The organism is Bradyrhizobium genosp. P (assembly GCF_049949265.1).
In the GTDB taxonomy this organism is placed as follows: domain Bacteria; phylum Pseudomonadota; class Alphaproteobacteria; order Rhizobiales; family Xanthobacteraceae; genus Bradyrhizobium.
This window is the reverse complement of the sequence record NZ_CP188195.1, coordinates 3,531,165-3,554,812: the sequence shown is the minus strand read 5'-3', so window position 1 is coordinate 3,554,812 and position 23,648 is coordinate 3,531,165. Positions and strand designations below refer to the sequence as shown.

The following is a 23,648-nucleotide window of genomic DNA, read 5'->3' as shown; positions in this document are numbered from 1 at the left end:
CACCAGCGTCGGGTTCCAGCGCCAGAGGTTATCGTTGGTGAGGTGCGTGCCGCCCCACCAGCGATCGATCGGGTTGTGGAGAGAAAAGTCTTCCTTGTGTGCGACAATCCCTTTGCCGAATTCAGTCAGGGAAAGCTCGCTTCGGCGATAGGCGAACAAGCGAGACCTGAAATTGTCCTCTTGAGCGTGCGTAATTCGTCATCAAGGCCTTCCACAGCCGGCCTCGGGCCATGCGCGAGTCCGTCAAGCAGGTAGCCATACTCCGACTCGCTGAAGATTCGAGTCTGACGCAGCTGTTCTAGATGGAACAGCGCGTTCGTAAGCGAGTATCCTCTCGCGACCAGTTCAAGCATCCGCATTTCCGTGGCGCCGAGTCCCGTCGATTGAGACGGAAGCTCTTCAAGCAGATCTAGCAACACGGGTCTCAGCAACGGCAGGGCGCTCAAGTCCTGCCTGAGCAGATCAAAGCAGCCTTCCGGCGTCGCCGCCTGAAATGCGTGCCATGCCGCACTCGCCGTCGCCAGTACCTGTTCAGTCACATCGACAGCCGCCGGTCGCCACTTGCCAAGTCCATCCTGAGCAAGCGTGACCATCTTGAGGTCAACAAGACGCAACTTCAATTTAGCCAATAGCCGTGGGTGAGGTCGAAAGTAATCTAGCAGCCAGACCAGTTGCAACTGAGCGTTCGGGTCCGTATCAAACCACAGCTCGACCGTTTTATACTGCTGACAGAAGTCAACCAGGCCCAGGTCCTTGCGACTCCTGTTATTGCTCTGACCCCATCGAGCAGCAAAGTCCGACCAATGACAGCCGGGACGGTGATCGGATGTGCGCGCGCCAAGATAGTTTGCCAGTTCGTCCTTGGACGGCAGCGATCCCCAGACGAAGCGGAAGGAGAAATCAACCGAGAGATCGGCGAAGTAGGACTTGGTGAACTCTAGTAACGGCCAACCGGTTAATATCAGGCGTTTCACGAGATCACCTGCCATACGCACCAAACGAAGCGGGCGCCGACGACGTCGGCAACTCAACGTCCTCAGCGCCCGCTTCCAGCGAAATCATGCAAGCCTTGAGGCTTAGTCCTCTGCGGCTGCCGGCTCTTCGCCGTCGGCATCGCGCTCGGGCGCGCCGGCGAGGATCTGCTCGGCGATCAGGCCGGAGTTCTGCCGGATCGCGGTTTCGATCTTGGCGGTCATGTCCGGGTTGGCCTTCAGGAACGCCTTCGAATTCTCGCGTCCCTGGCCGAGCCGCTGGCTGTCATAGGAGAACCAGGCGCCGGACTTCTCGACGATGCCGGCCTTGACGCCGAGGTCGAGGATTTCGCCCATCTTGGAGACGCCCTCGCCGTACATGATGTCGAACTCGACCTGCTTGAAGGGCGGCGCCAGCTTGTTCTTCACGACCTTGACGCGGGTGGTGTTGCCGACGACCTCGTCGCGCTCCTTGATTGCGCCGATGCGGCGAATGTCGAGGCGGACGGAAGCGTAAAATTTCAGCGCGTTGCCGCCGGTGGTGGTTTCGGGCGAGCCGTACATCACGCCGATCTTCATGCGGATCTGGTTGATGAAGATCACCATGGTGTTTGACTTGTTGATCGAGGCGGTGAGCTTGCGCAGCGCCTGGCTCATCAGCCGCGCCTGCAGGCCCGGCAGCGCATCGCCCATCTCGCCCTCGAGCTCGGCCTTCGGCACCAGCGCCGCAACCGAGTCGACCACCAGCACGTCGACCGCACCGGAGCGCACCAGCGTGTCGCAGATTTCCAGCGCCTGCTCGCCGGTGTCGGGCTGCGAGATCAGGAGCTCGTCGATGTTGACGCCGAGCTTGCGTGCGTAGACCGGATCGAGCGCATGTTCGGCGTCGATGAAGGCGCAGATGCCGCCCTTCTTCTGGCCTTCCGCCACCGTGTGCAGCGCCAGCGTGGTCTTGCCCGACGATTCCGGCCCATAGATCTCGACGACGCGCCCCCTCGGCAGGCCGCCGACGCCGAGCGCGATATCGAGCCCGAGCGAACCCGACGATATCGTCTCGATATCCATCGAGCGGTCGTTCTTGCCCAGCTTCATCACCGAGCCCTTGCCGAACTGGCGCTCGATCTGGGAGAGCGCGGCTGAGAGGGCCTTCGACTTGTCCATGGAGGATCCTTCGACGATACGCAGGGCAGAGGCGGACATTGGGATGTGCTCCTTATGGCGGGGATTCGCTAGCGGGACAAACGGGCGAAGAGGTCAGGCGGAATAGTTTGTTGATGGGCAAGTCTGTACCATGTTTGTTCTCTGTTCGCAATATGTTCTTTCCGGCCGGCGGGTGCTGGCCTGTTTTGACCCCTAGTGGCCTAATTTGATTTTCGCAGTGGCCTGAATTGGTTGGGCCGATGTTCTCAGTAGGATTACTGACGGTTCGGCCGCCACCACACCGATGGAATTTTGATCCCCATCAAGGAATTTTATCTCAGTGAACGAAAGGAGAAGCCTCGTAGTTCTCCATGGGTGAACGGAGTTCCGAGGATTGCCGATATTCGGTGGTAACCGTGATTGGCGATTCTTGTTTCTGCGAATTGCGGAGGCGCAATCTGCACTATTCTGCCGAGTTCCATCGGGCGTAGGTTCCAACTCCATGCAGGAGTTGCGTCATGGGCGGCGGTCCATTTGGAAGCATTTGCATCGTATTGCTCGGGCTAAGCCCGCTCGTCATCATCGGCATAGCAATGCTCCTGTTGTAGGCCGCATCGGACCCCGACACGGCTCCCAACCTGGGGCAGGTTTATCGAGAGGCCGCCTCAGTTGGCGGCCTCTTTCGTTTCGGGTGCCGGCATTGGCATGGGCAACTCTAGCTGTTGCTCGAAACCAAACCGCTGGGCGACTTTCCCCTCATACTCCCACTTATCTGCCGAAGATTCTGCCATTTCTAAAACTCGGCCAAGATGCCGCCCCAGCGCGCGAGCGCCAATCTCATTCAAGAACTGAAAAAGCTTTTTGGCCCGTTCCCCGCCCTTAGCCTTATGTGCTTGGAGCAAAGCATAGATTTTGCCGCTGCTGCGGGCCAACGGGTTTATAATAGCTGATTCTCTCAGCCTTATGGTTAATGCCAATTAACTATAGGTTGCATCGATCCACAATCAGTTGAAAAATGCAAGTGCGCATCTGCGAGTGGCCAAAAGAAACGGCCCCAGCCCGGGGAGGTGCTAGGGCCGTCATTCCAACGGATGCCGACGGGGGCGGCGCGGCATCCGGCGGCTGAAACCAACACGGCATGGCGGCAATCGTTCCTGATTAGTGGCCTGTTTTGATTCCGCGAGTGGCCTATTTCGGCCAGCACCGGCCGGCGGGTACTGGCCTGTTTTATCCCCCTAGTGGCCTGATTTGATTTTTGCCTATGTCGTGAACCGGACACAGGGCTATACTGCTATGGTGGTTTCCGGGATGAGCCCGTGCACGGGGGACCGAGGCCGCGCTAGGACTCCGGCGCTTCGGCGCCGGAGTTCCCCAGCGCACTTGCCCCTAAATAGAGTTGACTTTTGAACCATGCCTCTCTGCGGACGTTGATCCCCAAATGGAGAGGCGCGATGTATCGCTATTTCTTCCATCAGTATGTACGCGGGCAAAAGACTGAAGACCCGCATGGAACACTACTCCCGACCGATAGTGCAGCCTGTCACCGAGCCGTGCAGCGGATGCCGACTGGCCTGAAAGGGGCTGAGCTAGAATCCAAAAATACCTATGTCGCTACCGAAGTAACCGACGGCAAGCGGACCCTGTTCGTGGTGAGAGGATCAGTTATTGTCGAAAAGTGGTCAGGCCGCCTCGGTTGGCGGCCTCATTTTTTGCAGGAAGCCCAAGGCGTTTCTTTTGGCGCTTCACATAATCCTCAAGTGCGTCCAGCATCGTTTCGTCAACCTCACCGCTAGCGATCAGCTTGAGGTAGGTCTGAGGATTGTTCCCCTCAGTGAACACCACTCGGTCGCGGGTGCCAGGAATTGCACGATCACATTATGGTCGGCATTCGAGTGAACCGCCTAGAACTTGATGAGGCATGGTCTTTCGTCGGCAAGAAGCAAAAGAACGTCCAGCGCCACGAGATCAATGCTAAAGGCGATCAGTACGTTTTCATCGGCATGGCCGGAACGCAGAAGGCAATTATTAGCTGGGGCGTCGGCAAGCGGAATACCGAAAGCACAATGGATTTCCTGCATGACCTCCGCAGCCGTGTCATCGGCCAGCCCGAGATCAGCACGGATGGCTTCCATCCCTACCGCATGGCGATCCGTGACGCCTTTGGCGGCGACGCCTCGCATGGCGTGATCGTAAAGACCTACAGCGTAACCAACCTCGCCAAGCATGCCGTTACCCGCTACAGCCCCGCTCAGGTAGTAGCGGTAAGCCGTGAGGTAGTAACGGGCGATCCGGATCAGTACATCTCAACGAGCTACATCGAACGGCAGAACCTTTCCCTGCGCATGGGATCGCGCCGGTTCACCCGGTTGACGAACGGCTTTTCAAAGAAGCTGGACAACCACATTGCAGCCGTCGCGCTGTACGTCGCGCATTACAATCTGTGCCGGGTGCATGAAGCCCTCCGCACGACGCCAGCGAAGGCGCTGGGAGTGGTTGAGAAGGCTTGGACCATTGCGCAGCTTGTTGATGCTGCGCTCTCTATTGCGCCTGCGCTGCCGACTGAGACCCCGCCGGATCGGCGTCGGAAGTTCACCGTAATTGAAGGTGGGAAGGCGTGATGCTCTCCCCCAAAGGTTGCAGCTGCAAATTCAACTTATGATTGCTACCAATAGCCTGTTTCAACTATAAAGCTATTGGAGAAAATTAATGTCTAAGGTGCCTGCCTATCACACGGATTCGCCCGAATATCCGCCGTCTCATCGCAACGTTTATCACGACCACGACAATTGCCCGGCTGGGAAAACGATTAAATCGCAGCACAGAAAGTCAGGGATGGCCGGACGGCCGCGATGCGATGATTGCAAAAAACTTGGCTAGATGCGGCGCGTTTTCCTCCGTCTAAAATAATCAGCGGCCCTGGCTTTTTGAGTCGCCAAATGAGTGTGCGCCTTGGAACTAAAGGTCATAGACCAAATTGGCCCCTCTAACTCCCCGTCAACGACGTGCCACAGTCGGCGCAATTCGGAGACGGGGAGACCATACCCGAGAGCCGCCGCCACGGCGCGCGGCCCTTCCGCCTTCCCTCCCAGAAAATCCACAGTCGGTTCAAGGTAGGCGTGGCCCGGTCCGCCTTCGCATGACTGGCAAGTCTCTATCCCCTGAGACCTGAGTATAGCGACGTAATGCTCTATGCCTGGATCGAGCCCACACCCAGCAACGAACTTGGCAAGTCCATCAACCGTACCGATCGGGAGAGCGCGCCTTCAAGCGCCCTCGCGGAGCAGGCCGTCTGTAAATCCGCAAGCCACCGTGCACGGTGGTGGGAAGGAGGATCAGATGCTTATCAGCATCAAGATCGTCATCACCATCAAACGGCGATGACACTTGGGGCCCATTCCGGGCCCCACTTAGGAAATTGGTTTCGTTTGCTATTTTTAGAAAAGGCCGCCTCAGTTGGCGGCCTCTTTCATTTTTCAGTACGGCGGCGGCGACATTATTCCCAGCAATTGATGGGCTTTTTCCGGCGTCATATGGGCGATCTGACAGTCCTCAAAACCTTTGGCTCTCAACGCTTCCTTCTGAGCCTGCGTAATCATGAAGGGAACCTGCGCTGACGTCTGAGATGCCGATTCAGGTGCCGCTCTTGCCACCAACCGCCGTTTCAGTCCTCGAAGGACGATCTCCAACCGGTCCTCCAAGTCCTGATAGCTGTCGCTAGATAGGGTAGTCCTCAGCACACTTGGAGGTTGATGCTGAGGCCGTCTTACGGTGCCGCTGAGTCGAAAGGGGCCACTTCACGCAGTGGCCCCTTACCGGGAAATTCTCAAAAAACGCGATACGGGATGAAATGCTCCAGCCCCGGCAAGAGTTTGTTTACACTTATCCACAGGGCTTGGGAATTCCGTAAGAGCACGGTGTTCCGCACAGCGGAACTCAAAAGGCCCCGACGCGGGGCTGGATGCGTCGAGGCCTTGGACGGTGCTGAGTGCTAGATAACGTGCGGTGTCCTAATCTGTTCCCGCGAGTGCCCTAATTAGGACAGCACCGACGGGTGCTGGCCTGTTTTATCCCCTAGTGGCCTAGTTTGATTTTGGTAGTGGTCTGAATTGGTTGGAAGTCCGAGCATCGCTTAACGGACGATTCTTGTCCAGGGAGTAGAAGGGACCTGAGTAAACCAGAAGGGGTCATTTGAATGAGCGTTTCACCCGCCGGCGGCGCAGCACATTCGCCTGCCATTCACCAACCTCATCAGGCACACCCGCCAAAGGTAAAACCGGCCGCTGCGCCCGCAGCTGCCGCCCCCTCAGCTGCCGCCCCCGCAAAAGGCGCAGTCAACAAGACAGCCTAATCGATCTGCAAAAGAGGCCGCCTCAGTTGGCGGCCTCTTTCATTTCAGCACGTCACGCCGTGCGCTCTCGCGGGTAGCCACTCGCCGCGTGAGCATCGGCGCCATGAAGAAACGCCACGATGAAGATGGCGAGCGCGGTAGCGATGTATAATGGCCTTCTCATTTGATTACCCCCGACGCTACCAACACGTATCGATCGATAGATCGCCGTCATCGGTTAAGAGTTTCAAGCCGGTTCGAGAACAATCTTTGGGTGTAGCAAATATGCCGAATACGGCACAAGAACCAGCGTCGCGCGCTGGCCTGTTTTGATCCCGCGAGTGGCCTATTTCGGCCAGTACCGGCCGGCGAAAGCCGTTCATCGTCGCCGCCGCATAAGCCGCGGCATCCGAAGTCGAATTCCGGCGATGATATTGTTGAATTAAGCCAGTGGTAACCGTGACTTGATGCGTTCTCAGTAGGACTACCGAACTCGCCTTGCGCGGTGTTCTCTTCGATTTATTGGCGTCGAGAACTTCAGGCGGCGTCGGTCTTTATGCGGCGATCAGGACTGCGAACAGAATCACAAACGGCATCGCGGTCATCACGACGGCCGCCACCGCACCCGCTGTGACTTTGACCTTCTCCTGCGAATCGTAGGGTTCCATCCCGCAGCCGTAGCTCCGACGCGCCCAGCCAATATCATATTGCGCAGGGGGCGCAGCGACGGGAGGCTTGGCGTCCGTAGTTCTCCGGCCCAGAACAAAGTTCCGAGCCGGCCGCAACTTTCCTTGCGCTAATTTTTCTCTTTCAAGATCAGACATTTGGATAGGTATCCAAAACCACCCCCGCTTCACCTTGAACGACTTGAGACTGGGGCCGACGCCTCGTCGCGCCTACTACCTTGGTACACCTCCTGAGGTCTGAAAAAACTACGTAGCCTTCAGGGGAACACGCGGGTTCCATTGGTGTTCGTCACGGTAACTGCCCGGTCAATTTCCTTGATCGAAACTGTGCGTGAACGGCGAGCCTCCGAGTTGGCCCGAAGAAGCCGATTACCGAACCCGGTCCGGCGTAGCGCCGCGATAATATCGTTTGACGAGTTTTATGTATTTAACACAACTTATAGTTTAATATCCGAGCGCCCCGCTCCTGATTCCCGCGGAGCTTTCAAATGACCCACAAGGGTATCGAATTCACCGTCACGCAGGTAACGGTCGGCGTCTGGAAATGGCGCTTTCAGATCGACGATCGGATCTTCACAGGCAAGACCGAGGCAAAGCTCAATCTGCTGGCGATCCGCCGCGTGCAGCTGCGGATCGACCGCGAGTTGAAGAAGGCCAGACAGGATCCGTCGCGCTGACGCCGCCCCGACGCGGCCAGTTGATGATCTAGAGCCTTTTCCGTTCCGATGAATCGGAACGGGGCTCTAGATTCTTGTTTTGACGCGTTTTCTTCACGCGAACGGGGATCCACTTCGCTCGAAAACGTTTTAGTCCGCGCTCGCAAGCCGCCGCATCGTGAACTCGATATCGCCGCCGGGAAGCTCGCGCCAGCTCTCGACGGCGCTCATATAGGCGGCCTTGGGGTAGCGGTCGAGGAAGTCGCGCGCCCGCGAGCGGGCGGCACCGCGTGGCAGGATGAAGGTCTCGCGCAGATAGCCGTCATCCGGCTTCCGCCGGTCGGCCATTCGGTTGGCGAGATCGCGCGGACGCAAGACCATTGTCGCAACTCCGGACCATCTGACGACCCCACCAATATAGCGCTGGCGCCGGCGGAATCCGAGTCGGCGTGAGACGATCAATGCGGAGCGGACCGGCGCTACTGGCTGCGCTGCGCGTTGCTTCCGGTCGGCGCGGAGCTTCCGGTCTTGGTCTTCGGCTTGGCAGGACGGGCCGCCGCCTTGGGCGTATCGCTGCGCACAGCGCCCCACGGATCGGACGATGTCTTGGCGTCAGGAATCTTGCCAAGCGATTCCTTGTAGGCCTTGTCGTTGACTGCGTCCTGATCCTTCTCGTCCTGGGTCTTGCTCTTGACCTCAGGCATCAGGTTGATCTGCGGCAGCTGCGCATAGGCCGGCGCCGCCACCAACGCCACGACGGCGACCGCGATCAAAATTCTCATGAAGACGCTCCCTTGCATATTCGTGAGGGGATATACCACCGCAAAAAGGCCATCGCCAAGCGCGCCTAGAGCAAGTGAGCCTAAAGATTGTCCGACTTGCAGGACTTCGGCGACTGCATCCAGTCATCCCAGATCGGACCGCATTTGGTGCAGCCACTGAGCGCAAGCCCGATCGCAATCGCGCTGCCCAGCATTACCAGTCTGCGAAACATGAATGGCCATCCCCTGACGGGGGCGAATAGGCCCCAAAACTGGGGCATTTTCAAGCCGGGAACGCCGTTACACCCGGAGGTGGTTTGACCCGGCGGCCGCTCAAATTACAGTGTGAAACAAAGCAAGATAAGGGATCGACGGCATGACTTTGGCGATGAGCTGGGACGAATGGACGCAACACGACGGAACGGCGCTCGCCGCCCGCGTCAGGACAGGCGAGCTGACGCCCGGGGAATTGGCGGCCCAGGCTGCAGCCGCTGTCGCCAAGGTCGATCCCGTGCTCTCCGGCGTTGTCGAATTGTTTCAGGATGTGATCGCAGACCCGGCCAAGGACGGCGCCGATCTCGACGGCCCGTTCGCCGGCCTGCCCTTCCTGATGAAGGATCTCGGCCCGACGCTGAAGGGACGGCTGCAGGAAATGGGCTCGCTGATGATGCGCGGCAACCGCGCCGCGGCGGACACCTTCCTCACCGCCAGGATGCGCAAGGCCGGCCTCAATTTGATCGGCCGCACCACGACGCCGGAGTTCGGGGTCTGCAGCTCGGCCGAAAACCCCGCGGTCTATGTCACGCGCAATCCCTGGAACACCGACTACACCACCTGCGGCTCGTCGGCCGGCAGCGCGGCGATGGTCGCGGCCGGCGTCGTCCCGATCGCGCATGCGACCGACGGCGGCGGCTCGATCCGCATTCCCGCAGGGGTCAACGGCAATATCGGGCTAAAGGTATCGCGCGGCGTGTTCTCGCTGTCGCCGCATCTGTCCGATCTCTCCGGGCTGGTCTCGATCCAGGGCTGCCAGTCGCGCTCGGTGCGCGACACCGCGGCCTTTGTCGATGCCTGCCGCGGCCCTGCCCCGGGCGAGTTCATGCCGTTCTGGACTCCGGCCGAGCCCTACACCGCCGCTATCACGCGTGATCCGGCGCGGCTCAGAATCGCGCTGTCGCATCAATGGGGCGACTATCGCGCAACGCCGCATATCGCAGCAGAACTCGAACAGGTCGGACGCTTCCTGGAAGGCCTCGGCCATCAGGTCGACTACGCCCTGCCTGTTATCGACTACCAGGAGGCCTTCGCGGCGCAGACCACCTGCTACATCAGCAATTTCGCCGTCGTGATCGGCAACATGCTCGCCGCACGCTCCCTGGAGCGGCCGCCTGCGGACCTGATCGAGCCGGTCAACATCCGGATCTGGGAGCACGGCCGGCACACCTCGTTTGCCGATCGCGCACGCATGCAGGCCACCTTCAACACCACGTCACGCGGCTTCGGCGCGTTCTTCGAGGATTGGGACATCATCCTGACGCCGATCACGGCGCTGCCGACGCCGAAGATCGGCACGACTGAATATCTGACGATCAGCGACAATCCATCGGTGCCGGACTGGTTCGGTAATCTCTGGCGCAACTTCGCGTTCACCCCGCTCGCCAATCTCTGCGGCATCCCCGCGATCTCGCTGCCGCTGGCAACCAACGAGCATGGCCTGCCGCTCGGCATCCAGGCGATGGCGAAGCAGGCCAATGACGGGCTGCTCCTGCAGCTCGCCGCCCAGATCGAGCGGGCGATCGGCGGCAAATGGAATGGCGGCAACAAGCCGGGCGTGCACGTCACGCGCAACTGAGGCAGGATGCACAACAACGCATCGGGAAGGGGTACGGGGACGTCATGCAGCAAGCCGGAGAGTTCGGGATCGACGAGGCCAGACGCGCGCTCGGCGAGATCTTTGCGCCGTGGGTGCTGGACCTCAATCTGTCGGTCGAGCAGTTCGACTTCGCAGCCCCCTCCGCCAACGCTGCCGACTGGCAGCCCGGCGCCGTGCTGCGCATGCCATTCTCGGAACGGATCTGCCGCAGCGGCGGCGTCGTGTCCGGACAGGCATTGATGGCGTTTGCCGACACTGCGATGGTGCTCGCCAATCTGGCGGCCAACAAGGGCTATCGCCCGATGACGACGGTCGACCAGACCACGCACTTCATGCGCGCGGCGACCGCCTCCGACGTGCTCGCCGACGCGCGCGTGATCAGGCTCGGCCGCACCATGAGCTTTGGCCGCGTCACGCTGTCCTCCGCCGCCGACAACAAGCCGGTGGCGATGGTGTCGAGCGCGTTCGCCATGCTGCCCGGATAGAGCATGATCCGGAAAAGTGTGAAGCGGTTTTCCCTCGCGACAAACGCGACGCGTTTGCGCGGAGATCATGCTCAAACAAGAAGGACTACTTGCCGAGCACGGCCTCGGCCGCATTGACGATGCTGATGGTCGGATTCTTTCCGCAATAGGTGCCGAACTTCTTGGCGTTCTCGACGAACACGTCCGTGTCGATAATCGCCTCGTCGGAATCGCCCTTGTACCAGCCGTCCATCCAGGTCAGCACCAGCTTGATCGTATCGTCGCCGCTCTCGATGAATTGCTTGCAGGTCATGGTCGAGAGATCGAATACGACGGCATTGGCGGGTGCGGACGGCAGCGCGAGCGCGGCGGCGAGCAGGATCGAAGCGGTGATCTTCATCGCAATCTCCATGAGCAAAGATTTTAAAAATAAACAGGTCGTCGGGAAGCGTTTCGTAGGCGCTTCCGCTCGCGACGTCGTCAACGAAACGTCGTGGCGGACGCGAGCATGGCACCGCGCGGGATCAAACCGCACGTCGTTTCGATGCACGGAATGAGAATTTGCATTTTCTGACGTGTGACACACGGCTGCGACATCAGACGGCTCTCACGCGGCGGCTCCGCCGCCAGCGCCACAGCAGCACGACCAGGGCGATCAACGCGATCAGCCCGAGAACGGCCTCGACCGCCTTGACCGCAAAGCGCCCGCCGGGGCGGTCGATCATGCGCGACCACAGCGACGGCCCCTCGCCCTGGCGCGGCAGGCGGAACGCCACCACGCTGTCACCGATTGAGGTGCCGGCCTCGGAATGTCCGCCGGCGCCGATCGCGACATATTGCTCGCCCTTCCAGAGATAGGTCATCGGATTGGCGACGCCCGGCACCGGAAGGCGGCCCAGCCACAGCTCCCGGCCCGATTTGGCATCGAAGGCGCGCAGATAGGCATCCAACGCGCCGGTGAAGACGAGCCCGCCTCCGGTGATCGCGACGCCACTGAGCAGCGGCGAGCCCCAATGGAACGCGATGCCGAGCGGCGCCAGATCCTCGCTGGTGCCGACCGTCGAATGCCAGAGGATCTTGCCGGCCTTCAGGTCGACGGCCACCATCTCGCCCCAGGGCGGCTTGTTGCAAAGCAATCCGAGCGGCGACATCGCCACCGCCCGCGACATTGCGAACGGGGCGCCCTGCTGCCGGCCGAAATCATGGCCCGGCGGCGGATGGAAGTCCTTGGCTTCCTCGCGCGGGATCAGCTTGACGATGTGCGCGGCGTGGCTGGTGTTGGCGTAAAGGATCTGGTTGACCGGATCGAACGCCGCGCTGCCCCAGTTCACGCCACCACCGGTCATCGGATAGACCACCGTGCCCTGCGTCGACGGCGGCGTGTAGAGGCCTTCATTGCGGGAGTCGCCGAGCAGCTTGTCGCAGGCCGATCGCCCGAAGCTCGGCAGCGGGTTGAACGCATCGGCCGCGGAGATCTGTTGCAGCATCAGCGGCGGCACGTGGGTGGGGAATGGCTGCGTCGGCGACAGAAGTTCGCCCGGCGCGCCATTCTGTGGCACCGGCCGCTCCTCGATCGGCCAAACCGGCTTGCCGGTGTCGCGGTCGAGCACGAACACAAAACCCTGCTTGGTCGGCTGGATCACGACGTCGCGCATGCCCTCGCCGGTGTCGATCCGCGCCAATGTCGGTTGCGCCGGCAGGTCGTAATCCCAGACGTCGTGATGCACGGTCTGGAACGCCCATACCAGTTCGCCGGTCGCGATCCGCAGCCCCACCACAGAGTTGGCATGTTCGTTGTTGCCGGGCCGCTTGCCGCCCCAGAAATCCGGGCTCGGCGATGTCGTCGGCAGGAACACCAGGCCCCGCTCCTCGTCCACCGACATCGGCGCCCAGACATTGCTGTGGCCGGCGGTGACCCCGTCATGCACCAACGGGTCGAAGCTCCAGCGCGGCTGGCCGGTCCGCGCGTCATAGGCGCGCACCGCGCCTAGCGGCGCGTCGACCCGGCTATTATCGGCGATCGAAGATCCGACCACGATGACGCCGTTTCCGATCACCGGCGCCGACGTGATCTGGAATTCGCCGGGCCATTCCAGCTTCATCCCGACGTCGATCCTGATCTCGCCGTTGGTGCCGAAGTCGGCGCACGGCTTGCCGGTTTTGGCGTCGAGCGCGATCACGCGCACGTCGTTGGTGCCGGTGAAGATCCGCGACCGGCAGGCGGCGCCTTCCGCGGCGTGATCGTCGACCCAGTAGGCGACGCCGCGGCAGGTATAACGGTTGGCCGGGCGCTGTGCGGTGCTGATCTTCGGATCGTAGCGCCATTTCTGTGCCCCGGTGCCGGGATCGAGCGCGATCACTTCGTTGAATGGCGTGCAGAAGATCAGGCTGTCCTCGACGAACAGCGGCGTCGTCTCGAACTTGGTGCGCTTCATGACCTCGGGCGCGCGGACCTCGAGATCGCCGGTGTGGAACGCCCAGGCGCGCACGAGAGTGCCGACATTGTCAGGCGTGATCTGCGTCAGCGGCGAGAAGCGCATGCCGCCGCTGTCACCGCCCCAATGATCCCAGGCCAGGGCCGGCGTCGCGCACAGCAACAGCAGCGCAAGCAGGCGAAGCAGTGATCGCATCGCATCCGTCCCGCCGATGCGATTCTCACAAGCCGCCGCATCTCGCGCGGCAAGCATTTACGCCATCGGCGGGTCAGTATCCACCCCTGCGCATGCCGCCGCCCCCAAAGCGGTCGCCGCCGCCAAAGTGACCGCCACCGATGCCAATCCCGATGCCGACGCCGACCGGCGGCCCGACCGGCTCATAGACCACGGCCGGGGGCGGACGGCGCACCACGACGACATCATCGCCGTCATCGACATAGCGAGGCGGCCGCTTGCCTGCGCGCTTCGGCGGGTTGGGATCAACGTGCTTCTTCACAGCGATATCGGCCTTCGGCGCCGGGAGATTGGCCTTCTGCAGCGGAAGCCGCGGCGCGCTGTTGCAGGGACAGGTCGGCGCAGCGAGCGCGACATTGGTCGCCGGCACGCTCAAGGCCATGGCCATCGCGTCGGGACGGTAGCGCAGCCGTTCGATCATCTTGTTGGCCGTCGCCGTCAGATCGCTGTCGGGATATTGCGCCAGGAAGGCGCGATAGGCCGCCGCCGTGTTGACGAGAACCGCGCTGTTCCACGCCACCATGCGGCGATGGCGGTCGAGCCAGTCGCGCGCCTGCAAGCCGCGCGGCGTACCGGTGTAGAGCGCAGCGAACGCCTGATAGGCCTCATCGGTGCCGTCGGCCACGATCAATTCATTGGCCGTCTCGACCGGCTTGCCCTGCAAGTCGCGCTTCCAGTCGTCGACGCTGCGTTTGGCCGCGGCCGGCTTCGGGCTGGTCGCTTGCGATGGCGCTGCACCGGCTGCGAAGCTGAAATCTTCGGTGAGCGAGGAACTATCCCACGGCGTCTGCCGGCCGTCGGTCGCCTTGTTCACGGCGAGACGAACGCGCTTGAAGGTGTCCTCGATCGGAATTCCCTTTTCCTTCGCCGAGGCCAGCAACGCCGTCGTGTAGGGACTGTTGGTCCCGCTGCCGTCCTCGGCTTCCGCGCCCGGTGAAGTCGAGAACGACACGAACGTGCCGGGTGCGCCGACCCTGGCGTCGATGATGGCGAGCCCGTGGCCTGCGGTCTTGTTGAGCTCGGGGAATGGATCGTTGCGGCACGCATCGAGCAGCAGGATGCGCATCCGGCTCGGCACCGAGGTCAGCGTGTTCAGGATATCGTTGAGGCGGACCGCCTGGATCGGAATGTCAGCCTCACGTTTCGGATCGACATCGACCGGCACCAGATAATTCTCGCCGTCGATCTGCACGCCATGGCCGGCATAGAACACCAGCGCCACAGTGTCGGCGCCCTTCGCGGCGATCTGGCCGGCGAAGTCGCTGATCCTGGCCCGCATCTCGTCCTGCGACAGATCGGACGCCGACGTCACAGCGAACCCGGAATCGGTCAACATCTGTGACACAGCCCTGGCGTCATTGGCCGGGTTGGGCAATGCGGGGACCGACTTGTAGGCCGATTGCCCGATCACCAGCGCAAGACGGTTCTCGGCCGACGATGGCGAACCGCCGAGCAGGATCGCGGCAGGCACGAGTATGCTGAGCAGCGAACGACCGATCATAGCAACCTCCCGACAATTTATTAATCAGGACTTGGTCGGGCGCGTCGGGGTGGAGGTTCATGGCTGCGCGTCAAAGTGAAGCGCCACGGCTGCGGGGTTCGACGACTGAATTGTCGCAAACCGCGCGAGGCGACTCCGTAGCAGGACCTATTTCGGCTTCTTGGCGGGATCGGCGGCAGGCTTGGTGACGCCCCAGGGATCGTATTTCTCCTTGGGCTCGGGGATGCGATCGAGCGCGGCCTTGTAGGCCTTCTCATCGACCTTGGGTTTGGTCGCCGTCGCGTTGTCTTCCTTCTGCCCGCCGTGTCGGCCCTGGGCCAACGCCGGCGTCGTAATGAAAGCCAGAACGACGGCCGCAATCGTGAATCTCTTCATGTCAACCTCTCCCCACCGGTCACAGAAATGTCCGGCAACACCCAGACGTCAAAGATAGCTTGTCTATCAGCATTTGTTGATCGACCAAACGCACCGCGCGAAACGAATTCAACGCCACCAGGGGGGCGCAATCTTGGCGCCCGCATATTAAATTAATTCCATGGGACAGGGACGAGTTTGTGTTGCGGCGCTGCTGGCCGGCGCGGCGCTGGTGTTGAGCGGCTGCGGGCTGGCGGACAGCCACGCGGTGTGGCCGGAGATATTGAAGGTCAAAGCTACCGATCCGGCGCCGCTCGAAACACCTCCGGATGTCAAGCAACTGGTCGGCGCAAAGCTGGATTCGGTGTTCACCGCGGGCTCGCTGCCAGCCCATGTGCGGGTCTCCGCGCCGCTGCACGATCCGCGCGGTCCCGGCTGGACGGCTTGCGTGCGCGCAGAGCTGACTTCGGTGGTCGGCAAGCCGCTCGGCACCCAGACCTATCGCGTCTTCATCGAAGGCGGCGTGATCTCCGATCGCCGGCAGGCCGAGGCCGACGACAATTGCCTGACTGAAAACTACGAGCCGATCGAGAACCCCGTTCCGATCGGCACGACGGCCACGCGGTGAGATCGATGGTTTCCGATCAGATCGTCGCAATCCCTCCTCGCACAGAATGAAGACAGTGTAGAGCCCGCGACATCTCCCATCGTCGTCCTGGCGAAAGCCAGGAGGGGACCCAACCACCGAAATTTGTTGTGAAGGGGATCGTAGCCCCAGCATCGTGTAACGATTCCCATTTGGGGTAATGGGTCCTGGCCTTCGCCAGGACGACACAGAATGTGTGGCGCGCGTGGCGCGCCGTCATTGCGAAGAGCGATAGCGACGAAGCAATCCATGCTTCCGCAAGTGGAGGCATGGATTGCTTCGCTTCGCTCGCAATGACGGAAAATACGCATTCTCGCTCTCGCGACATGATTTGCCCGAGTCTTGCCGTTCGTTTCGCCCTCTATCTTGATAGAGGGCGCAGGGAAAGCCGGGTGCCGATCGCACCCATGGGCCCGGTGCAACAGAAAGCACCGGGGTAGGACCACAGGTGTAACCGGGAACGCCGGCTTTCCCTGCGCGATGGTGTTACGGTTTCCTTCGTGCTCTCCCCGGTGAGCGCTTTGTTGCCACCGTCGTCCGTGAGTTGGCCTCAGCCTCTCGCGAACTTTCCGCCTGCATTGCAGCGTCAGGACCACACGACTTCGCCGTCCGCTTCGGTGCGTTCGTCTCGTGCACCTCGGCGTCCACCGCATCCCACCGCGCGTTCGTGACGTGCGCTCGCCCCTCAATCGGGTGGGACGAGTGGATTCATACACTTATTTTAGTTTCTGATAAAGCGAATTATTTTTGGAGCAAAGGCTTGCCCCGTCGGGCAAATCAGTGGTTAGCGCGCCGTTCGGCTGACAAAAATGAACGAAATTACAATTTGACGACAACCGGTGAATGATCGCTTTGGGTGTTGCCATTCTTCCGACGGATTGCGACGACAGCAAAGCGAACAACGATGTGGCGGAGACGATGATGACAGGCGTCAGGTCTAGAACGGCGAATGACGTCTCCGGCTCGCACCTATCCCTATCGAGGCCAAAGCGAGTCGTCCGCGCTGCCTTGATGATCATCGCCGCTCTGATGGCTGCAAGCTTGATCGGCTCTCGCGCCGCGCGTGCCGAGATCATCAAGCCAAGGCCCTGCGACCTCTACGCGGCCGGACATACGCCATGTGTCGCCGCGCATAGTACGGTGAGAGCGCTCTACGCCAAATATGCCGGCGTATTGTATGAGGTGAAGCGAGCTTCAGACGGTGCCATCAGAAACATCGGCCTACTTCCGGACGGCTACGCCAACGCTGCGGCACAAGATGCGTTCTGCGCGAACACCAGTTGCATCATCACGAAGATTTACGATCAGTCGTCCAAACATAACGACCTCACCATCGCCTTTGGCGGACACTATAAGGGACCAGGGCCCAACGGCTCCGACCTCGGCGCCGCGGCAGATGCATTGCCGGTCACGGCAGGCGGTCACCAGGTCTATGGCGTGTCGATTTCGCCGGGAATGGGTTATCGCAACAACCGGACATCGGGCGTTGCGGTCAAGGGAGAGCCGGAAGGGATGTACATGGTTTCTTCCGGAACCCATTTCAATTCGGGGTGCTGTTTCGATTACGGCAATGCCGAGACGAGCGGCACCGACACCGGCGCCGGTCACATGGATACCGTCAACGTCAGCCGGGATTTGTCATGGCCGAACTGCCACGCAGGACCGGGGGCCGGGGTGCACGCCGACCTCGAGAACGGAATTTTCCACTGGGACAAACGAAGCTGCAATCCCGCTGCCGAAATCGGCGGCAGGCCACGTCCGTTCATATCGGCATGGTTGAAGAACAATGGTCAGACCCGGTTTGCGCTGAAACGGGGCGACGCACAGTCGGGCGGCCTCGACACCATCTATTCCGGCGCCCTTCCATCAGGATACGCGCCGATGCGCCAGGAAGGCGCGATCATCCTCGGCATGGGAGGAGACAACAGCAATGCCTCCGCGGGCTCCTTCTTCGAAGGCGTGATGACGTCAGGTTTTCCGCCGGACAGCACCAATAACGCGGTCCAGTCCAACATTGTTGCCGCCGGCTATGGCGCGCCCAGCGGCCTGTCGGGAACGCTGACACCGGGATCGGAAATCTCGCTCCAGGCGACCACCGCATGCTGCACCGGAGACTATATCCGCAACCGGAACGGCACCGCTGTCATCGCACCGATCGCATCCGGCAGCGCTGCGCAGGACAAGGCGGACGCCACCTGGATCGTCCGCCGCGGCCTCGCCGACAACTCATGCGTCTCCTTTGAGTCGAAAGACAATCCGGGCGACTTCCTGCGGCATCAGAATTTTGCCCTGCATCTACAGCCGTTCGACGGCAGCGCCCTGAACCGGTCCGACGCGACCTTTTGTCCGCAGCCCGGGAAGGACGGCAAAGGACATTCGTTCCGCGCGGTCAATGACCCCGCGAGATACATTCGCCACTACGATGGCAAGGTCTATATCGCCGGCGACGGCAGCGGCACGAATCCGTGGGACACCAAGGCGCTTTGGACCGACGACACAAGCTTCATCGTCGGACCGCCCTGGTCGCCGTAGGACCGCGGACTGCCCTCTGACATGACCGCCATCCCCGACCGCATGCTGAACGCCCCGTTAACATTACCGCTCGAATTGCCTGACGGCCTCAACGGCATTTTCCATTTCTTTCGGCTAGCGTTGTCCTGACGCGCGCAGGCCGATCGGGGGACGCCTTGCGCCCGGGGAAACGGGACGTGGCCGAACTTGCTGACCAGGCAGTGCTGCACCGTGCATCGCGAAGGGATGCCACGGATGCGCATGCGCTGCCGCCGCTGACAGACATCCCGGTCAGCCAGTGGCGTGCGCTCGCCGAGCGCGCGATCGAGGCCAACGGCTACTATCAGCCCGACTGGGAATTGGCGGTCGATGCCTCCGCGCGTGACCGCACCGGCGCCACAGCGCTCAGCGCGGTCAACGAGGCCGGCCAGTTGATCGGCCTGCTGCCGGTGATCCCGATGCAGCGCATCACCAAAATCCCCCTGCCCGCCCTCGTCGGCGCTGAGCCCTACGGCACGCTGTGCACGCCGCTGCTCGATCGCGGCGCGGCGGAGGATGCCGCGGCACAATTGCTGCGGCAGGCGCGCGATGCGGGCGCACACGCGTTGATCCTGCGCACCATGTCGTTGCAGGGCCCCGCCATAAGCGCCATCGAGGCGGTGCTGGCGCGTGACGGTATGCGGCCACGCGTGCTGAGCGCCTATGCGCGCGCCGCGCTGGATGCGACCCGCGATGCGGATGAATTGCTGCGCGAGGCGCTGGGCACGAAGAAGCTGAAGGAGCTGCGCCGCCAGCGCCACCGCCTCGCCGATCAAGGTGCGGTGCGCTTCGGCGTCGCCCGCCGCCCGCGCGAGGTCGCGGCCGCGCTCGAGATTTTCCTCGCACTCGAAGCCGGCGGCTGGAAGGGCAAGCGCGGCACGGCGCTCAGCCAGCACGCCGGCGACGCCGCGTTCATCCGCCGCGCGACGTCGGCGATGGCCGAAACCGGCCGTTGCGAGATCATCACGCTGCATGCGGGAGCGACGCCGGTCGCTGCTGGCATCGTGGTACGCCACCAGGACCGCGCCTTCTTTTTCAAGATCGGCATCGACGAACGCTTTGCGAAATATTCGCCGGGCGCGCAACTGACGCTCGACCTGACGCGCCACCTCTGCGCCGATCCCACGATCGCGTCAGCCGATTCCACCGCGGCGCCCGGCCACCCCATGATCGACCCGATCTGGCGCGAACGCTTCGCGATCGGCGACGTGCTGATCCCGCTGCGCCGCCGTGACCCGCTGGTCCCGGTGATCCATGCCGCCCTGAGGATGCACAGCCTCGCCTACGAGGCCGCGCGCGGCGCTGTCCAGTTCATTCGCAGCCGGCGCAAGTCCGCCTAGGGCGTGGATTGCTGGAACGAGCGATGTTCGCTTTTTGACCCAGAGAGCCTGCGGGAGATATCGCCTAGTGCGGACGTCTTGATCGCTTGAGTTCGGCGACTTTGAACTTCCCGCTGGCGTCCAGGCTGCTACAAACCCAGTAGGCTCTATTTCGGTACTCGCCCAAGAACATTTTGGTCTCGACGCAGTCCACGTAGGACTTGTAGTTGAGGTTGTCTCTGCACGTTGACGAGAAAGGTCCGTGTGTTTGTCCGCCCGCCGACTCGCTACACCCAACCCAGGGGTCATTGCCGTGTCTGACGCTTGATTCGCAACCACCGTTGCAATTGCTGGCGACCTTCTCGAGCTTGGCAATCCTCCCCAATATTGAGTCTGGCGCAGCCGATGGCGTTCGAGCCCTTGACGATGACGTTTGAGCGGCTGGCGATCTCCGGCGAGATACCACTGTGTTTGCCACCTGCTTCGGCCTATGTGGCCTTGCCGCCTGCTTCGGCGCTTCGACCGTAATGCTTGGAAGCGGGGCGGCGGAGCCTGTTGCGGTTTGCGACACTGCCGGGCCGCACAGCAAGATAGTTGACAACACAACGATGGCGGAAGGCGCGACTAAGCTTGGCGACTTTCTCATGACCACGCCCTCTCGAGGACGGACATTCCGTCCCAACATGATCAACTAGCCGAAATTTCCGAACTTGGCCACCGAGGGAAGGATTCCTGCCGATGACTACCATTGACATGGCGGCCAAGGAGAACTCGGCGGAAGCCGGCCGGCCAGACTGCTCAAGCACGCGCCCGCCACAGCGTAACGGCAAGCAGCACGTAGGCCGCGCAGGTCCACAGCGACTGCCAGTTCTCCGGCCCTTCGGAAAATCCCGTAAAGACGGCTGCCAGTAAAAACACCCCGGCAAATATCGATTCCGCGATCGGGCGGATTCCCTTCCTGGGGCGATTGAGCAACATCATGGCAACGAACGGGACCGCCGCCATGGTGAGGGCCGCAAACGGAAAATCCTTTTCACGCGAGTCAAACACAAAGCCGACCGCGGTCTCCGTGCCGATTACGGTGATGACGATCAGGACCAATCCGTGCATGAGCGCCGGCATCGAGGGGGTCCGGTAGTCCTCGGGACCCAGCAATTCCAGAAATGTAGGCGGTGCGCGCCCCGACATCAGGGCGTTGGCGCCGAACAGCGGCGAAGCCGTCGCCGCCGCGAGAAGCGTGCCCCACAGAAGCCAGCTACCCGCTCCATAACTCTCATTGAACATCTTTTGGGTCGCCACGCCAAACAGGATTCCGGCTGTGGTTGCCGATATTGCGACCGCAACCCACGCGACAAGCTGAGGCTGCCGCGGCTTGCGGCGCAAGGTCTGCCACGCAACGCCGAATACCAGGATCGCCAGCACCATTCCGCTGCTCATCAGCGATTTCCAGAGCGGATAGTTGCTGACAGGGATGCCGGGCGGATATTTCAGCGTGCGCTGCATGGAATCGAACACGCCCCAGTATCCGCCGGCCGTGCCCTCAAGCTTTTGCTTCCACGCTTCGTCATAGGCTTCGAACAGGATGACGCGAAAATTCTCGCGATGGGCCAGATCGAGCAGCTGCGAGATCATGCGAGCCTGATTGATCCGCGACGGCAGCGCCGACCGGCGCATCCGCCCCTCGCTCGGCCAGCCAGTTTCTCCGATCAGGACTTCCTTGCCCGGAAATGCCGACGCCATCTGCCTGCGGATGGCATCGACGTGTGCGGCGGCCAATTCCGCCGGCACCGGGTCATTTTCCCAATATGGATGGATATGAATGGTGACGAAATCGACGGCGTCCTGAAGTTCGCGGTAGCGCAGCCAGAACTCCCAGACGTCGGAATAGGTGACGGGGACGGACACCTGCGCCTTGACCGAGCGGATGATGGCGGCAAGGTCGGCGGCAGACATGACCCGGTGCAACATGACTTCATTGCCGACCACCAGCGCGATGATGGTTTCCGGATATTGCTGGGCGAGGCGTATGCCCGTCGATATCTGCGTCGCGTTCTTCTGCTGGTCTTCGCTGAGCCAAATTCCCTGCATGACTTTCAGTCCGGCCTTGGCCGCGAGTTCGGGGATCTGATCGAGACCGAGATCGGTCGCATAGATCCGGATGCAGTCGGTTATTTTGACAAGCTGGGCGAGATCCTCCTCGATCTGCTCTCGCGACACCCGCGTCGCCGGCGACTCCGACGTCTGGTTGGCGCGGAAGGGAGCATACGCGATGCATTGCAGTTTGGCATTCGGATCGATCGGTGCGCGCGCCAACTTGATCGGCATGGCCAGCCACCACCACGCTGCGGCAATCGCACCCAGGGATATCAGGAGAAGCGCCAGGGGCGTGCGAAGCGAAATAGTCCGTCCTCCAAGGCAGGGATGGTCGATCACCCGGTGTGCAAAAGCTGCCGTCGAATTGTCCGCACTGCAAGAGGCGAGTGAGTTCTGACGATAGTCTTAAAGCTGCCGCAAGGCGGTCATCTTCGCCGTCTCTCGAGATGGCCTCTCGCGGCCGGCAGAGTGACCTTTCCCTTGGCGGTCATCATGTTTGCTAACGAACGTCGCCTGTTGGGCCCGCAGCGGACATGGCACCGGCGTGAGCCGATGATTGACGTCGATGGTTCGCTATCGATGCGCGGCCTTGGCGTGAAGATGAGGCATTTGATCCGACGTACTGTGCTGCAAATGTTTCCTCCTCGCTATAATGGTATGATTATACACAAATGATTCGACCCTGCATCTACTTCAAAGCTTGCTTGAGATGACTCGATCATGACGGGAAACGCATCTGTTTCGCAATCCGACATTTGGTCCGACTGGTTGCTGCGCCGTCGTAACGGCAGTGATCAGACTTACGAGCGATCGGTCCAGGCCGCAACAGAGCGCTTCTGCAAACGCGTCCTTGATAACGCCGAGCTTGCTCCGGGTATGACGCTTGCGGATATCGGCACCGGCAAAGGTCTTGTCGCGTTCGGGGGCATTGATCGAATTGGCCCTTCTCTTCGTGTCATTTTCACCGACATCTCCGAGCAACTATTGGCCTACGCCGAAGCCACTGCGATTCAACGTAACGTAAGCTCTCAATGCACCTTCCTCCAATGTTCTGCTGAAAGACTTGCCGGCATCCAGGACGCCACCGTCGATGTCGTGACGACGAGGTCGGTCCTCGCTTATGTTTCCGACAAGCCGGCCGCGCTTCGCGAATTTCTCCGCATCCTCAAGCCAGGCGGCCGTATCTCTATCGCCGAGCCCGTTTTTTTGGACGATGCGTTCGAGACCGTCCACTTGAAAGGTCAACTCGACGCGAAGAGTCCTGATCCAGTTTTGCCACTGATGCATCGCTGGAAATCAGCGCAGTTTCCCGACACTCTGGAGAAAATCGCAAAAAGTACATTGGCCCGATATTCCGAACGTGATTTGCTTCGCCTCGTCCACGGCGTCGGGTTTTCCAAAGTTCATCTGGAGCTTCACATCGATATCATTCCTGGCAACGTGACATCCTGGGATGTCTTTATTGACATTGCGCCGCATCCCCTGGCTCCGACGCTTCGCGAAATTCTTGAGCAGCAATTCACCTTGGACGAGCGAGTGTTGTTCGAGAACGCGATGCGTCCGACTATCGAGTCCGGTCAGTACGCGTCCAACGATCGCATGGCCTATTTTACGGCGACGAAGCCGTCGGCGTAGGC

At 61.2% G+C, this 23,648-nt stretch carries 22 protein-coding genes and 1 pseudogene; 10 read left to right on the top strand and 13 right to left on the bottom strand.

The genetic code is table 11. The annotated features are described in order from the left end of the window. Positions 1 to 125: 125 nt before the first annotated feature. The 3 genes from ACP2YO_RS17185 to ACP2YO_RS17175 form a co-directional block, all read right to left on the bottom strand. Entirely contained in the window at positions 126 to 974 is an 849-nt protein-coding gene (locus ACP2YO_RS17185; RefSeq protein WP_426441888.1) for a hypothetical protein, read from the bottom strand. A gap of 102 nt (positions 975 to 1,076) precedes the next feature. Then, positions 1,077 to 2,171, bottom strand: coding sequence for a recombinase RecA (gene recA / locus ACP2YO_RS17180; RefSeq protein WP_426441887.1), 1,095 nt, complete (start codon positions 2,169 to 2,171; stop codon positions 1,077 to 1,079). Between the two features lie 605 nt (positions 2,172 to 2,776). Further along, on the bottom strand, positions 2,777 to 3,043 hold the full coding sequence (locus ACP2YO_RS17175) for a hypothetical protein (RefSeq protein ID WP_426441886.1): 267 nt from the start codon (positions 3,041 to 3,043) through the stop codon (positions 2,777 to 2,779). 519 nt (positions 3,044 to 3,562) lie between these two features. On the opposite strand from ACP2YO_RS17175, the gene ACP2YO_RS17170 reads away from it, so the two are divergent. The 3 genes and pseudogenes from ACP2YO_RS17170 (at position 3,563) to ACP2YO_RS17160 (ending at position 5,725) form a co-directional block, all read left to right on the top strand. After that, positions 3,563 to 3,904 carry a DUF6894 family protein gene (locus ACP2YO_RS17170; protein ID WP_426441885.1) on the top strand — a complete coding sequence of 114 codons (342 nt, stop codon included), beginning with the start codon at positions 3,563 to 3,565 and terminating at the stop codon, positions 3,902 to 3,904. Positions 3,905 to 3,952: 48 nt separating this feature from the next. Further along, positions 3,953 to 4,729, top strand: a pseudogene (locus ACP2YO_RS17165) (IS1 family transposase); the annotation flags it as partial. A 564-nt stretch (positions 4,730 to 5,293) separates the two neighbouring features. Further along, positions 5,294 to 5,725 carry a hypothetical protein gene (locus ACP2YO_RS17160; RefSeq protein WP_426441884.1) on the top strand — a complete coding sequence of 144 codons (432 nt, stop codon included), beginning with the start codon at positions 5,294 to 5,296 and terminating at the stop codon, positions 5,723 to 5,725. Between the two features lie 1,267 nt (positions 5,726 to 6,992). Here ACP2YO_RS17160 and ACP2YO_RS17155 read toward each other — a convergent pair. Next, on the bottom strand, positions 6,993 to 7,262 hold the full coding sequence (locus tag ACP2YO_RS17155; RefSeq protein WP_426441883.1) for a hypothetical protein: 270 nt from the start codon (positions 7,260 to 7,262) through the stop codon (positions 6,993 to 6,995). 350 nt (positions 7,263 to 7,612) lie between these two features. Between ACP2YO_RS17155 and ACP2YO_RS17150 the strand changes: the two genes are divergently transcribed. Next, positions 7,613 to 7,801 (top strand): hypothetical protein, encoded by a 189-nt coding sequence (locus ACP2YO_RS17150; RefSeq protein WP_426441882.1) that lies wholly within the window; start codon positions 7,613 to 7,615, stop codon positions 7,799 to 7,801. 129 nt (positions 7,802 to 7,930) lie between these two features. Here ACP2YO_RS17150 and ACP2YO_RS17145 read toward each other — a convergent pair whose 3' ends face one another. From ACP2YO_RS17145 to ACP2YO_RS17135, 3 genes are all read right to left on the bottom strand, one after another. After that, on the bottom strand, positions 7,931 to 8,161 hold the full coding sequence (locus ACP2YO_RS17145; RefSeq protein WP_426441881.1) for a hypothetical protein: 231 nt from the start codon (positions 8,159 to 8,161) through the stop codon (positions 7,931 to 7,933). A gap of 98 nt (positions 8,162 to 8,259) precedes the next feature. Beyond that, positions 8,260 to 8,562 carry a hypothetical protein gene (locus ACP2YO_RS17140; RefSeq protein WP_426441880.1) on the bottom strand — a complete coding sequence of 101 codons (303 nt, stop codon included), beginning with the start codon at positions 8,560 to 8,562 and terminating at the stop codon, positions 8,260 to 8,262. Positions 8,563 to 8,642: 80 nt separating this feature from the next. Continuing rightward, complete coding sequence (locus ACP2YO_RS17135) at positions 8,643 to 8,774, bottom strand: peptidylprolyl isomerase (RefSeq protein WP_426441879.1); 132 nt, start codon at positions 8,772 to 8,774, stop codon at positions 8,643 to 8,645. Between the two features lie 143 nt (positions 8,775 to 8,917). Here ACP2YO_RS17135 and ACP2YO_RS17130 point away from each other — a divergent pair, with 143 nt between their 5' ends. Further along, positions 8,918 to 10,393 carry an amidase gene (locus ACP2YO_RS17130; protein WP_426441878.1) on the top strand — a complete coding sequence of 492 codons (1,476 nt, stop codon included), beginning with the start codon at positions 8,918 to 8,920 and terminating at the stop codon, positions 10,391 to 10,393. Positions 10,394 to 10,437: 44 nt separating this feature from the next. After that, a complete protein-coding gene (locus ACP2YO_RS17125; protein ID WP_426441877.1) occupies positions 10,438 to 10,899 on the top strand; it encodes a PaaI family thioesterase in 462 nt (153 codons plus the stop codon). A gap of 85 nt (positions 10,900 to 10,984) precedes the next feature. Here the strand turns inward: ACP2YO_RS17125 and ACP2YO_RS17120 are convergent, their stop codons facing one another. The 4 genes from ACP2YO_RS17120 to ACP2YO_RS17105 form a co-directional block, all read right to left on the bottom strand. Next, positions 10,985 to 11,278: an HdeA/HdeB family chaperone gene (locus ACP2YO_RS17120; RefSeq protein WP_426441876.1), complete on the bottom strand. Its 294-nt coding sequence runs from the start codon at positions 11,276 to 11,278 to the stop codon at positions 10,985 to 10,987. A gap of 196 nt (positions 11,279 to 11,474) precedes the next feature. Continuing rightward, positions 11,475 to 13,508, bottom strand: a complete 2,034-nt coding sequence (locus ACP2YO_RS17115) for a pyrroloquinoline quinone-dependent dehydrogenase (protein ID WP_426441875.1) — start codon at positions 13,506 to 13,508, stop codon at positions 11,475 to 11,477. 73 nt (positions 13,509 to 13,581) lie between these two features. Then, positions 13,582 to 15,048 (bottom strand): caspase family protein, encoded by a 1,467-nt coding sequence (locus ACP2YO_RS17110; protein WP_426441874.1) that lies wholly within the window; start codon positions 15,046 to 15,048, stop codon positions 13,582 to 13,584. Positions 15,049 to 15,195: 147 nt separating this feature from the next. Continuing rightward, positions 15,196 to 15,423: a hypothetical protein gene (locus tag ACP2YO_RS17105; protein ID WP_426441873.1), complete on the bottom strand. Its 228-nt coding sequence runs from the start codon at positions 15,421 to 15,423 to the stop codon at positions 15,196 to 15,198. A 160-nt stretch (positions 15,424 to 15,583) separates the two neighbouring features. Here ACP2YO_RS17105 and ACP2YO_RS17100 point away from each other — a divergent pair, with 160 nt between their 5' ends. Beyond that, on the top strand, positions 15,584 to 16,030 hold the full coding sequence (locus ACP2YO_RS17100; protein WP_426441872.1) for a hypothetical protein: 447 nt from the start codon (positions 15,584 to 15,586) through the stop codon (positions 16,028 to 16,030). Positions 16,031 to 16,764: 734 nt separating this feature from the next. Here ACP2YO_RS17100 and ACP2YO_RS17095 read toward each other — a convergent pair. Then, complete coding sequence (locus ACP2YO_RS17095) at positions 16,765 to 17,067, bottom strand: hypothetical protein (protein WP_426441871.1); 303 nt, start codon at positions 17,065 to 17,067, stop codon at positions 16,765 to 16,767. Here ACP2YO_RS17095 and ACP2YO_RS17090 point away from each other — a divergent pair. Both ACP2YO_RS17090 and ACP2YO_RS17085 read left to right on the top strand, forming a co-directional pair. Beyond that, positions 17,060 to 18,580: an alpha-L-arabinofuranosidase B gene (locus ACP2YO_RS17090; RefSeq protein WP_426441870.1), complete on the top strand. Its 1,521-nt coding sequence runs from the start codon at positions 17,060 to 17,062 to the stop codon at positions 18,578 to 18,580. The genes ACP2YO_RS17095 and ACP2YO_RS17090 overlap by 8 nt on opposite strands. Before the next feature lie 176 nt (positions 18,581 to 18,756). Next, positions 18,757 to 19,938: a GNAT family N-acetyltransferase gene (locus tag ACP2YO_RS17085; protein WP_426441869.1), complete on the top strand. Its 1,182-nt coding sequence runs from the start codon at positions 18,757 to 18,759 to the stop codon at positions 19,936 to 19,938. Between the two features lie 777 nt (positions 19,939 to 20,715). Here the strand turns inward: ACP2YO_RS17085 and ACP2YO_RS17080 are convergent. Further along, the gene (locus ACP2YO_RS17080; RefSeq protein WP_426441868.1) at positions 20,716 to 22,242 is read right to left on the bottom strand and encodes a glycosyl hydrolase family 17 protein; all 1,527 of its coding nucleotides are present in this window, start codon (positions 22,240 to 22,242) and stop codon (positions 20,716 to 20,718) included. Positions 22,243 to 22,731: 489 nt separating this feature from the next. Here ACP2YO_RS17080 and ACP2YO_RS17075 point away from each other — a divergent pair, with 489 nt between their 5' ends. Beyond that, on the top strand, positions 22,732 to 23,646 hold the full coding sequence (locus ACP2YO_RS17075; RefSeq protein WP_426441867.1) for a class I SAM-dependent methyltransferase: 915 nt from the start codon (positions 22,732 to 22,734) through the stop codon (positions 23,644 to 23,646). Positions 23,647 to 23,648: the final 2 nt, after the last annotated feature.